The 14,052-nt window shown below is 34.2% G+C and carries 5 protein-coding genes; 2 read left to right on the plus strand and 3 right to left on the minus strand.

Annotated features, from left to right (window positions below; all coding sequences use genetic code 11):
• Positions 1 to 2 precede the first annotated feature (2 nt).
• Positions 3 to 416 (minus strand): 3-dehydroquinate dehydratase, encoded by a 414-nt coding sequence (locus tag HY951_07610; GenBank protein MBI5539907.1) that lies wholly within the window; start codon positions 414 to 416, stop codon positions 3 to 5.
• A gap of 74 nt (positions 417 to 490) precedes the next feature.
• Here HY951_07610 and xerD point away from each other — a divergent pair, with 74 nt between their 5' ends.
• A complete protein-coding gene (gene xerD, locus HY951_07615) occupies positions 491 to 1,390 on the plus strand; it encodes a site-specific tyrosine recombinase XerD (protein ID MBI5539908.1) in 900 nt (299 codons plus the stop codon).
• A 143-nt stretch (positions 1,391 to 1,533) separates the two neighbouring features.
• On the plus strand, positions 1,534 to 4,296 hold the full coding sequence (locus tag HY951_07620) for a pyruvate, phosphate dikinase (protein ID MBI5539909.1): 2,763 nt from the start codon (positions 1,534 to 1,536) through the stop codon (positions 4,294 to 4,296).
• Between the two features lie 205 nt (positions 4,297 to 4,501).
• Here the strand turns inward: HY951_07620 and HY951_07625 are convergent, their stop codons facing one another.
• Both HY951_07625 and HY951_07630 read right to left on the minus strand, forming a co-directional pair.
• Positions 4,502 to 10,072 (minus strand): gliding motility-associated C-terminal domain-containing protein, encoded by a 5,571-nt coding sequence (locus tag HY951_07625; protein ID MBI5539910.1) that lies wholly within the window; start codon positions 10,070 to 10,072, stop codon positions 4,502 to 4,504.
• A gap of 228 nt (positions 10,073 to 10,300) precedes the next feature.
• Positions 10,301 to 14,008: a CotH kinase family protein gene (locus HY951_07630; protein MBI5539911.1), complete on the minus strand. Its 3,708-nt coding sequence runs from the start codon at positions 14,006 to 14,008 to the stop codon at positions 10,301 to 10,303.
• Between the last annotated feature and the right edge of the window lie 44 nt (positions 14,009 to 14,052).

Below are 14,052 nucleotides of genomic sequence, written 5' to 3' on the forward strand. Positions count from 1 at the left end.
AATTACAATAAAGCTTTTACTGCTAAAGCATAAGAGTTTAAACCAAACCCAGAAATTGAACCTTTGCATTTACTTCCAACAATAGAATTATGTCGGTATGTTTCCCTTGCAAAAATATTGGATAAGTGGACTTCAATGACAGGGCACGAAACCGCAGAAACTGCATCAGCAATTGCAATTGATGTATGAGAATAACCTCCTGCATTTAAAATTATGCCATCCACCAAAAAGCCTTCGTTCTGGATTGTATTTATTAAAATGCCTTCAACATTTGACTGAAAAAAACTAAACTGAACTTCGGGAAACATTTTAATAAGTTCTTTAGAAAAATCTTCGAAAGACTTTTTTCCATAAATTTCGGGTTCCCTCCTGCCTATCAGGTTTAAATTCGGACCGTTGATAACTGCTATTTTCATTTTTGTAAATGTTTAGTCAAATTACGTGATTTTTTCTGAAATTGCGTAAATTTAAATTATCAAAATATAAAGATGTGAATTGGGAAATTACAATAAAAGAATTTAAATCATATTTAAAGCTCGAAAAATCACTTTCGCAAAATTCTATTGATGCTTATTTACATGATATAATTCAATTCACAAATTTCTTAAATTACAATAAAATTGAAATTAAACCTGATGAAGTTGACTTACTCTTACTCGAAAAATTTATTGGATGGGTTAATGAAATTGGTATTCATGCAAGATCTCAGGCAAGAATGATTTCAGGAATCAAAGCATTTTACAAATTTTTAATTTTAAGTGAGTACTTAGATGTTGACCCAACTGCACTTCTGGAAGCACCAAGATTAGGAAGAAAACTTCCTGTCTTTTTAAATGTTGAAGAAATTGATTCATTGCTTGGTGCTATAGACCTTAGCACTAAAGAAGGGCATAGGAATAAAGCAATGCTTGAAACTTTGTACAGTTGTGGATTACGAGTTACCGAACTGGTAGAATTAAAAATCTCAAATCTTTATTTCGACGAAAATTTTATTAAAGTAATTGGAAAAGGTGACAAAGAAAGACTTGTTCCTGTAAGTAAAAAAGCTATGCATGAAATAAAAAAATATTTCGATAAAACCAGAAATCACCAGAAAATTCAGAAAGGAAATGAAAACTATGTTTTTTTAAATCATTATGGGAAAAAACTTACCAGAGTAATGATTTTTACAATTATTAAAAGATTAGCAAAAGCAATAGATTTAAATAAAAACATTAGCCCGCATACTTTCAGGCATTCTTTTGCAACTCATCTTGTAGAAGGTGGTGCTGATCTCAGAGCTGTTCAGGAGATGCTTGGTCATGAATCAATAATTACAACTGAAATTTATACGCATTTAGACAGAGAATATTTAAGAGATACAATTATCAGATTCCATCCAAGGGCATAATGTTATAAAAATTAATATAATGAAATCAAATTATGTTTAGTGACATAAAAAGTTTTTATAATAAAATCGATGATTTTTTTAAAAAAATTCGCACTTTTGAAAGGTTATTTATATATTGAATTATTCACTTGAATTAAAATAAAATGGCAAAAACAAATTCAAAACCAACTACAAAAAAGCAAGCTAAAAAGTATGTTTATTACTTTGGTGGCAAAAAAGCTGAAGGCAAAGCTGACATGAAAAACCTATTGGGTGGCAAAGGTGCTAACCTTGCTGAGATGGTAAATCTTGGACTTCCAGTTCCTGCAGGTCTGTCAATAACTACAGAATGTTGTACCGATTATTATGCAAATAACTGTGAACTTCCAAAATCACTTTATGATGAAGTTTGGGCTGGAATGAAGAAAGCCGAAGCAGAAATGGGCATGAAATACGGTGATCCAAAAAATCCTTTATTATTATCATGTCGTTCTGGTGCAAGAAGCTCTATGCCTGGAATGATGGATACTGTGTTAAATGTTGGTTTATGTACAGCTACAATTCCTGGATTAATAAAGAAAACTAATAATCCACGCTTTGTATGGGATTCATATCGTCGTTTAATTATGATGTATGCAGACGTTGTTATGGATAAAGCTGAAGGCTTGGATAAGAATATACGCAAGCAGTTAGACGACATGCTTGATGCATACAAAAAAACAAAAAAAGTAAAAGAAGATACTCAACTTTCTGCTGATGATTTAAAAGTTTTAGCAGAGGAGTTTAAGAAAAAAGTTAAAAAAGAATTAGGTACTGCTTTCCCCGACGATGCAAAAGAACAATTGTTCGGTGGAATTAAAGCTGTTTTCAAAAGCTGGAATGGTAAAAAAGCTGTTTCTTATCGCCGTATCGAAGGTATTCCAGATGATTGGGGTACTGCTGTAAATGTTCAGGCAATGGTGTTTGGAAATATGGGCGACTCATCAGCTACTGGTGTTGCATTTACACGTAACCCTGCAACCGGCGAGAATTTATTCTATGGCGAATGGTTAGTTAATGCTCAGGGCGAAGATGTTGTTGCTGGTATCCGTACTCCAAGTCCTTTAAATGATGACACAAAGAATGAGCAAAACAAGCACTTGCACAGTATGCAGGAGGCTATGCCAAAAACCTATAAAGAACTATGTAAAATCCGTGAGATTCTTGAAAAGAACTTTACAGATATGTTAGATATCGAGTTCACAATTCAGGAAGGAAAATTATACATGCTTCAGTGTCGTGCCGGTAAACGTACTGGAACAGCAGCTTTGAACATGGCTATGGACATGCTTAAAGAAAAACTGATAACTGAAAAAGTTGCAGTTATGCGCGTTGAACCTGCGCAATTAGATGAATTGCTTCACCCAATTTGTGATCCAAAAGAAGAAAAGAAAGTTGAAGTTCTTGTAAAAGGATTACCTGCTGGTCCTGGTGCTGCTGTTGGTCAATTAGTTTTTACTGCAGAAGATGCAGTTGCATGGGAACGTAAAGGTAAAAAAGTAATTCTTCTTCGTGAAGAAACAAATCCTGAAGACGTTGAAGGAATGCGCGCTGCAGTTGGTATTCTTACTGCTCGTGGTGGTATGACTTCACACGCTGCGCTTGTTGCACGTGGATGGGGAAAATGTTGTATCGTTGGAGCAGGAAAACTACATGTTGATGCTGCTTCAAAAACTGCTAAAGTTGAAGGATCTAAAGTTGTATTAAAAGAAGGTGACTTCGTAACATTAAACGGAACAAAAGGTCATGTTTATCAAACAGCCTTAAAATTAATGGATGCAACAGAAAATCCACGATTCAAACAGTTTATGGCTATTGTTGATAAATTCCGTACAATGGGAGTTCGCACAAATGCAGAAACACCAGAGGATGCAAAAATAGCTCGCGATTACGGTGCTGAAGGAATCGGACTTTTCCGTACTGAACATATGTTTTATGGTAAAGGCTCTGAAAAACCTTTGTTGGCACTTCGTAAAATGATTTTAAGTAATACTTTAGCCGAAAGAGTTAAAGCTCTTAATGAATTATATCCTTTTGTTAAGAAAGATATCAAAGCTACATTATTAGCTATGGATAACCTTCCTGTAACATTCCGCTTATTAGATCCACCTTTACACGAATTCGTTCCACAAAGTCCGGATAAACAAGCTGAACTTGCAAAAGAATTAAAAATAAAAGTTGCCGACATTGTAAAACGTGGTGAAGCATTGCACGAAAATAACCCAATGATGGGACATCGTGGTGTTAGATTAAGCATTACTTATCCTGAAGTTTCTGAAATGCAGTTCCGCGCAATTTTCGAATCAACCTTAGAATTATTAAAAGAAGGAAAACATCCAAAACCAGAAATCATGGTTCCTGTTACTTCAGAGGTTGCTGAATTAGATTCTACAAAGAAAATTGCTGATAAAATTTATGATGAAGTTTGTAAAAAATTCAAAGTAAAATCTATTAGTTATTTATATGGTACAATGATAGAAATTCCACGCGCTTGTTTACTTGGCGACAAAATGGCAAAAACTGCTCAGTTCTTCTCATTTGGAACAAACGATTTAACACAGATGACATTTGGTTTTAGCCGTGATGACATTGGTGGTTTCATGAATGATTATTTAGACCAGAAAATCTTAGCTGCTGATCCATTCCAGACTATTGATCAGGATGGCGTTGGACAATTAATTGAAATGGCTGTAACAAAAGGTCGTGCTACCAGAAAAGATTTAAAAGTTGGTATATGTGGCGAACAAGGTGGCGACCCTGCATCAGTTGAATTCTGTTACAAAACCGGATTATCTTATGTAAGTTGTTCTCCATTCAGAGTTCCAATAGCAAGATTAGCTGCTGCTCAGGCTGCTGTTAAATTTGGCGCTAAAACAACAAAGAAATAGGCTTCACTATTATTAATAAATAAAAAAGAGGTTGAATTTTATTCAACCTCTTTTTTATTTATTATTTAATCCAAAATATATATTATTTTCTTTATTTAATAACAACTAATAGAAAATCTAAAAGTAAACAAGACTTCATTCTATACAAAAAAGGTTGAACAATTTGCTCAACCCTTTTTATTTGTTATAATAAAGCATTCTATAATTAACGTACTACATTAACAACACCACTCCTGTCATGTTCAATATGGTCTCCATCATAATACTTTACCAACCATGTATAACTTCCTATAGGAACAATTGCATGACCATTAGCAGTTCCATCCCATCCATATTTTTCTGGTTGAGTAGGATCGTATTTATCTGTTTCATAAATTATCTCTCCCCATCTGTCGAAAATATAAAGATGAAAATCTTCAGGGCTAATTCCATTACCTAATACATAGAAGACATCATTTAACTCATCATAATCAGGAGATATATAAGTTGGAGCATAGAATGTATATTCATCTCTAATATAAATAGAACTAAAAACAGTATCTGTACAACCTAAATCAGTAATTGCAACAAGATATACATGATAAGATCCAAGTGAAGAATACCAATGCCAAGGATTTTCTATGCTGGAAGAATCGCCATCACCAAAAGACCATATGTAACTATCAGCTCCTTCTGAAAGATTAATAAAATGAATTTGTGGTTTAACAATACTTGCATAAATCGGATCTGTAATAAAACTTGCATCAGGATTTGGATAAACATTAATCATATCATCATGTGTATACGTTGTTGAACAACCAGAAGCATTTGTAACAGTCAACGTCACATCAAAAATTCCATCTTGCGAAAACTGATGAACAGGATTAATGTCATATGAAATTGCATTATAACTTAAATCACCAAAATTCCATAAATAAGTCTGACCAGGCAAAGGATTCATAGGAGTAAAACTTACCGTTAATGGCTCACAACCATTAACCGTATCGCTTACAAAACTAGCAAGTGGTGAAGAATTAACTGTAATATAAACTGAATCGTGTGAGATAGAACCACAACCATCTTTAACATACAAATACTGGAATCCGGAAACTGTAGGACTTATACTTATAGGTGGAATAACAATTTGCCCAGAACTTGTAAATATAGTAAATGGAGGAACCCCGCCCTGATTAATACTTACATTTAAAACAGTAGATTCATTAGGACAGATAGAAGTAGGAGAAGCCATAACATCTACCTGCAATGGTGGAGTAACGTTTACTATTACAGAAACTATGTTACTAACACAGCCATTAACATCAACCACATAAGCCTGATATGTTGTTGAAGCTATAGGTTGAACGCCAATTGAAGCAGGACTTATAACATTATTCCAGTAATATGTAAAAGGTGCAGAACCTCCCGAGGCAGTTGCTGTAAGATATGCCCATTCACCATTACAAATATTATGCAAAGGGACAGCAGATAATAATACTCCGTTTGTTTCATTTACAGTCACACTTGAAGTACCTGTACATCCAAAAACATTAGATACAGTTACTGTATAAACTCCTGATGAACCAACAGCAATTGATTGTGTATTATTAGCAGATGACCATGCATAAGTTGAGAAACCTGATCCGGCATCAAGATAAGTTGTATCACCAGAACACATGCTCAAATTACCGGTAATTAAAGGTGTTGGATTTGGATTAACAACTAATGTTGCACTTGCAACTCCTGAACACCCACTTGCATCGCTTACAGTTACGCTATAATTACCTACAGTACTTACCGTAATGGTTGGTGTTAACATACCATTTGACCAAAGATATCCTGCATAACCATTTCCAGCATTTAACACAGTTGAAGAACCACTGCATATTTGAAGACTACCGGTTATTGTTGGATTTAACCCACTACTTAATGTTACAACTACAAGACTAGTTCCTGTGCAACCATTATTATCAGTAACAGTTACACTATAGCTACCTGGTGTATTCACAGAAACTGTTGGAGTAACAGCTGTTGTTGACCAGAAATATGAAGCATAACCAGCCCCTGCATTTAAAGTTGTTGAAAATCCTGCACAAATAGATAAATTTCCAGTAATTGAAGGTGTAGGGTTTGCATTCTGATTGATAACAATTTGTCCAGTACCACTACATCCTGTAGCATTTGTTACAGTAACATAATAAGTATTTACTGCAAATACTGATATAGTCTGAGTTGTAGCTCCTGTTGACCAAAGATAAGTTGAGTATCCACTACCGGCATCAAGAGTTGAGCCATTGCCTGCACAGAAATTATTCCCTGTAACAACAGGTGATAAACTCGAATTTACAGCTACAACAACAGAAGCTATTCCAGTGCATCCACTGGCATTTGCTACGGTCACTGAATATGTACCAGCAGTAGTAACTGTAATTGTTTGCGACAAAGATCCATTTGACCATAAATAACCGGCATAACCAGTTCCTGCATCTAATACTGTAGAACCAGCAGTACAGAAAGAAGTAGCACCGGATATTGTTGGCGTTAATGACGGATTAACAGTAACTGTAACTTGAGTTGAGCCTATACATCCATTAGCATCTGTTACCGATACCGAATAATTTCCTGCTGCTGAAACTGAAATTGTTTGGGTAACATCAGAAGTTGACCAATTATAAAATAAATAACCAGCTCCTGCATCAAGAATACTTGTTGCACCACTGCAGAATGTTAAGTTTCCTGTAATTGTTGGTGTAGGTAAAGCATTTGCAGAAACAGTTAACTGACCGGTTCCTGAACAACCACTTGCGTTAGTAACCGTAACAATATAATTTCCTGAAGTATTAACTGAAATTGTTTGTGTATTTCCACCTGTTGACCATAAATATGTAACATAACCGCTACCTGCATCAAGAGTAGTATTAGAACCAACACAAAAGTTATTGCCGGTAACAGTAGGGCTTAAACTTGTATTAACTGTTACTGAAACTGAGGCTACACCTGTACAACCTGCCCCATCGGTAACTGTTACAGAATATGTATTAGCAGTTGTAACATTAATTGTTTGATTTGTTGCTCCTGTTGACCACAAATAGTTTGTATAACCCGCACCAGCATCTAAAGTAGTTGAACCACCTGTACAAAATGATGTTGCTCCAGTTATTGAAGGCGTTATTCCACCTGTAGCTGTAATTGTCACTGTTACCGAACCTGTACATCCATTATTATCAGTAACCATTAAGGTATAGATATCAGCCGAAAGCCCTGTAAAGCTTTGCGAACCCGCTATGTTATTAAAACTTGCAACCACATTACTTGAACCATCAAATAAAACATAATCATAAGGTGAACCACCTACTGTAGTTGTTACAGAAAAGCTTCCATTTGCATTTCCACAAGTAGCATTAACTATATTTGCAGGTGTTATAACAAGTGTAGGACATGAAGAACACATAGGAAGAGAAGCCAGAGAAGTAATAGTTAAACTAGTACCAACTGCATCTGTCACTCGAATGGGCCAGTTTCCATCAGGAGTTTCTGTTGCACTATTTCCACCAAAAACCCCCCATACAGGTGCTCCAGCTGCAGTAAATATTCCACAATAATTTCCTAACCCTGTAATACAAGGAATTGTCTGACTCTCCCATGTATAAGGAGTAATTCCACTTGAAACAGTAATATTTCCATTTAATTCCTGACAAGCAGTAATAGAAACGCATGGACTAACAACAATTGATATAGAATCTGATCCACATGCAAGACTATAATAAACTGTGTGTACTCCTACCCCAGCAACTGAAGGATTAAATGTACCATTTGCTGCATTTGTGATTCCAATCCCAGACCATACTCCACCGGGAGATGAAGGTGTTAAATTTATTGCCGGATCATTTAAACAAAAAGTATCAGGTATACAAATATTAGCATCGCAACAAACAAGCGCAAATTGTGCACAGGCACTTAAATTTACAGACTGTATTTTACCATTTCTGGTTGCTGCCTGATTATCTGACTGTGCTCCAACTGCAACTACTTCACCATTAGAATTTACGCTAACATCATACACAGTAAAAGGTAATAAAGCTTCAGAAATAAAATTAAGATCTGCATCAAATTTAACAACCCTGTCACCAGATCCAGCATAAACATTTCCACAATCATCAACATCTAAACCACTATTAAGAACAACCTTTCCACCTACAAATGGAACCGTAGTTGAATTTCCTCCATTTAAATTTACCGATGTAACTAATGAACCATTACCCAATAACCTTTTATGTATCTGATTTCCGCTATGAGTATAAAAAAATTGATCGTTAGCAATTAATGCTTTTAAGCCACCTCCATTTTGAGTAGCAGGCAAATAATTTTCACATTTATATCCTAAATGATGCCCATTGTCAAGTTTATATACAGGTCCAGCTTGTGGACATGCACCAAAGTTATCAATAATAGCACCCACATGATGGTGAGTTAAAAATATATATTTTGCATCCTTAGAAGATGAAATTGATCTAACTTCAATAGGAAATCCGCCAGCCATCCCTGAGTTAACATTTACTGGAATAATAACATTACCATTATTAACATCCATTTCATAAATTACTGATTTTGGCGAAAGTACTGAACCTCCAGTTCCGCCAACAATTAACTTTGTTTTATCGCAATTAAAGGTTATACTCCACCACTCAGTTAAACTAAAAAGTGCGAAAGATGCATTATGCCATACCATACCACCAGCATTATTAATTCTTTCAATTTCTGGCGAAGTTCCGGATGTAATATAACTAACTCCAGTATTATCAGTAGCTAAAGTACCTAACCAAACACTTGCAGTATCCCATGGGGTTGTATATGTCCATTGAATAGTACCAGCACTATTATATTTTTTTAATTGCATAGGGGTTTCACCACCAATAACATAAACATTACCTACAGCATCAGTTTCTACTTCCCAAACCGCAGTAGAAGTACTAAAAGCGGGTGACTGAACCCATGGATCAATTACAACTTCTTTGGATTTATTGTATTCTTCCAAATTAAATGATAAAATATTGTTTTCGAATTTGAAACTCGACTTAATTTCTTGCTTTGATTTTTTATAAAATGTAAATGGTTTATGCTCGACAATTTCAGAAAGGGATGTTTTTATTTGAATTTCTCCATTTTCATCTAAATTACATTCGATATTTTCATTAGCAATACTGGTATGACCAGTATAATATTTCATTTTAATCTGTGATACATCTGCTCCGGGATGTAAAATAATTGAATATTTTATTCCTGATTCAGGTTGAATAACATAAACAACATCAACTTTATCGTATAAATTTTTGTATGTGATTTTCTTATATCCATTTATTTGATTCTCATTTCTAACTTCTTTTGTAGTTAAATTTTTAATTGCATATGAGAAATAATCACTTGATAAATTTTCTGCTACAATTTCCGGATTTTGATTTGCACCAATCCAATTAACATGAATTAGTTCACTAATATTAGTTCTTTTAGGATTACTATCATCTATTTCTCCTTTTTTTCGATTTGGATTTCTTATAATCTTATCAAAACGATAAGTAAGCCCCTTTTTGGTGAAAAAAATAAATGCTTTATTATAATCAACACCGTATTCAATTTTAGTATCCTTTTGCCAATTACGACCATCAAACTGACCTTTATTTTGAATAAATGATTTTGGACCTTCATAATCTACCTGCCATGATCCATTTCCAGTCTGAGAAAAAGAGAAACCGCCTGATGATATCAGTAAAAAAATGAAAAATAATCTTTTAAACGAGTTCATAATGTATTTTTTTAAAGACTATTAGATATATCTATTTATCCTTCACATATTAGCAAAATAATATAATTATATTAATTGCTCTCAATATTATATTATTAGTAAATCATTTTATAGAGTGCCAGCCCTCCTATTCTTAAAACTCAGATTACATTTAAATAGCTGCATTTACTTTTCACACTATTTAAAATATTTCAATAACAAATAAAAAAACACTCATATAATAACAACTTACCTAATAACATTTACTACCCCAGATCTGTCATGTTGAATACCATCGCCATCATAGTATTTAACAATCCAGGAATAACTACCAATTGCAGCTATACTTCCATTTTTTAATCTTCCATCCCATCCAAATTTAGACGGTTGATTATTTTCATATTTATCTGTCTCGAAAATAACTCCTCCCCATCTGTCCAAAACATATAAGTGAAAATCCTTTGCACTAATTGCATTACCGAGAACATAAAACACATCATTATTACCATCAGAATCGGGAGAAATAGCATTTGGTGCATAAAATGTATATTCATCACGAATAACAACAGAACCAAAAACTGTATCTTTACACCCTTTATCTGAAGTTGCAATTAGACTGATATTATATTCCCCTACACTTGAATACAAATGCATAGGATTCAAATTACTTGAAGAATCGCCATCTCCAAATGACCAAAGATATGAGTATGCAAATTCAGATAAATTTAAAAAAAACACCTGTGGTTTAACAATACTTACAACTAATGGATTAGAAATAAAACGAGCATCAGGTGCATTAAAAACATTAATCATATTATCAAAATGCATAGTGCTATCACAGCCAAAGGAAGAAGTTACAGTTAATGAGACATCATAAATTCCATCATTTGTAAAATCATGTATTGGGTTAATACTATTTGATACGGAGCTATTTATTATATCTCCAAAATTCCAGCTATAAAGTTGTCCTGAAATAACACTTATAGGATTAAAAGTAACTGACAATGGTTCACATCCTTCATTCTTATCACTTAAAAAAGCAGGATTAGGATTTTGATAAACATTTATAAAAACTGAATCTTGTGCAACAGATCCACAACCATCCTGAACAAATAAAGTTTGAAATCCAGAACCTAAAGGTGTAATAGTTATCGGAGGTGTAACAATATTTCCTGATGAATTATAAATCATATATGGTGGACCTCCACCGTTAGTCATATTTACAGATAGTTGTACAGATTCATTAGGACAAATGTTATATTTATTTGCAACAACATTTAAAATAACACCGGAACTAACTTTAACACGAACAGAATCGATAATAGAGGGACAGCCATTACTTCCTGAGACTGTTACAATATAAGTATAATCGGATGTAGGACTTATTGTAAAACCAGAAGTATTATTTCCACTATTCCACTGATAATAATAAGGCGGAGTATCACCAGTTGGATAAGCATTAATAGTAGCACTAGCCCCAACACAAATCTGCAAATCATTTGACATAGACAAACCAATTTGAGAAGGTTGTGTTATAACATATGACTGAACAGTGACACCGGCAGAATCGTCGGTAACAGTTACAGTATAATTTCCGGGAACCAGATAATAAATATCCTGTGTAGTAGCACCGTTTGACCACTGATAATGATATGTGCCACTACTTGTAGTTCCACCTGATACAGTAAGATCAATAGATCCAACATTATCCCCGAAACAAGGAGAATTTGTTGGAACTCCAGATACAATTATTGGTGGAACTGTAGTTTTGAAATGTGCTATAACTGTCTGACTTCCGGTAAAAGTAGTATTTACTGAGTCTGTTGTTACATTTGGAATTACTGCATCAACAAGTTCCCAAAAATCAAAAGTATATCCCGGCGCAGTAGCAACAGCATTTAAAATTGTTTCAATATTACCATAATAAACAGCATTCCACGGATACGTTGGAACCCAAATAGAATTAACTTTAATTTTTCCTGTATTTGGTGGATCCACTTGAAAATTTATATTATATGGTCCGGTAAGAGTATAACAATCTATCATTCCCTGAGACATAGCAGCACATCTGTCATCAATGAAATTTTTAAGAGTCAGAACATTTGCCTGCCATGCAGCAACAGTTCCTCCCCAACGCGCAATTTGTGCTGGCATTTCAGGTGCAGAAAGTGCAATCAGGCTATCTAAAACAAATTGCATATTAGCACATGAAAAAACAGTATTGGACAAATCTGCATATCTTGAAACATAATACTGTCTGAAAGTTGCATTGTTTATAAGAGCATTAAGAATTGGCACATGTCCCTGCCCACCCATATCACCTATTTGTTCAGGATTGCAAGGATCAGCCTGGGCTGACTGATCAGGTATTCCTGTATAATTAATATAATGTCCAAATGTAGCATCCTCATCCCATAAACAATAGCGCCATTTTTTCTTATTGGCATTAGGATTTATTCCACGCCACCATTCTGTATTCCAATTAAGCCAGTCGGAACATACTACATAAGAATTTAAAATAAAATAATCAACAAGGCTTTTAGTATTATATAAACTGTCAACATAATTATAATTGGATTGAACAGCCATATTATTTGAAAGAATATAATTCATCAAATTATCCCAATCAGTTTGCGCTTGCACCCCACCATACTCACTCCATGTACCACCCCATGTTTTTAACATTTGAACACCTTTTTCATCAGAGTTATAATAATAATCAGTAAAATCAGCGTCATCAACCTTTTCTCGCATATCATATAACCCCCAATATTGTCCATTAACATATAACACACAAGGCTCGTAAGTTCTTGCATCTAAATACAAATCACCTCTTTGCGTAATAGTACTTACATAGGGATCTCGAATATGTGCACCACCATTTTCGAAAGGATAATTATCATTTGCAAGTGCCTTAATAATTATTCGTTGAAATTCATTTCTGTTTTTATAGTTAAACAGCTTCCATCTTAAAGCATAATCGTACCCATACTGGTCTTTTGTTACGAAATCAATTCCGCGCTGGTTATATGCCCAAGAATCGTTACCATGTTTATTTGCAATTCCGGTAGCCTCTACTCTAAACTGATTGTTTTTATCAAAATACTCAATTGCTGCATCAGGCTGAGAAGTAGTTCCGCCAAACAAAGTATTAACATTATCACCATAAACAGACAATACTGCTAAATTATGGCTTGCATTAACAAAGTATGTATTACTTTGAATAAAGCTTGGTGGAACTCCAGGCAAGCTACTAAAAGCTTTTGTTCTAACAACTGTTGTTGATGTAATATTTAAAGCACCACTATATATTGTAGAAGTTGCAGTTGGCTCAGTTCCATCAAGTGTATATCTAATTGTTGAACCAGCAGTTGCACATGTTATTGTTAAAGATACTGGAGCTGTATTAAAACCAGCCTGCTGGCTAAAAACAGGAGTTGAAACATATTCCTGTACAGACCCTGAATTAGCTGATCCAAATGTTGGGGTTAAAAACAAAGACCATGTAGTAGAGCCATCAGACTGTCTACCCCTTGAATGATTTTTCTGTGTAGGCAAAAGTACAATATTCTCAAGTATAGTTGCTGACGCATTAGAAAACACAATACTTTCAGGTTTTGTTTGAGTTAATTTAAAATTTGTATGAATACTGGCACCAACAACAATATCATTTCCAGAACAAAATACAACCAACCTTCCATTTGCAGCTATAGAAACACCAGACGGAAACTGCCATTTTGTTGGATTTGTAGCTTTATCGCTTAAATAGTAGCCTGCAAGATTAACTGCAGTTGCGCTTGAATTATATAATTCTATCCAATCCTCATAGTTTCCATAATTATCTGGAAAACCGGAAACATTAGAACATGAATACTCATTTATAACAACTTGCGAATTACACAATATTGTTATAGAAAAGAAAAATAACAATAATATTTTCTTATAAAAGCAAAACATTAATCCCAAAACTTTTAAAAACAATTAATACTACTAAGAAAGGC

The organism is Bacteroidia bacterium (assembly GCA_016218155.1).
GTDB lineage: Bacteria > Bacteroidota > Bacteroidia > Bacteroidales > GWA2-32-17 > GWA2-32-17.

Coding starts and splice junctions, on each gene's coding strand:
- HY951_07620 (MBI5539909.1), top strand. CDS start 1,534: ATGGCAAAAACAAATTCAAAACCAACTACAAAAAAGCAAGCTAAAAAG.
- HY951_07610 (MBI5539907.1), bottom strand. CDS start 416: ATGAAAATAGCAGTTATCAACGGTCCGAATTTAAACCTGATAGGCAGG.
- HY951_07630 (MBI5539911.1), bottom strand. CDS start 14,008: ATGTTTTGCTTTTATAAGAAAATATTATTGTTATTTTTCTTTTCTATA.
- HY951_07625 (MBI5539910.1), bottom strand. CDS start 10,072: ATGAACTCGTTTAAAAGATTATTTTTCATTTTTTTACTGATATCATCA.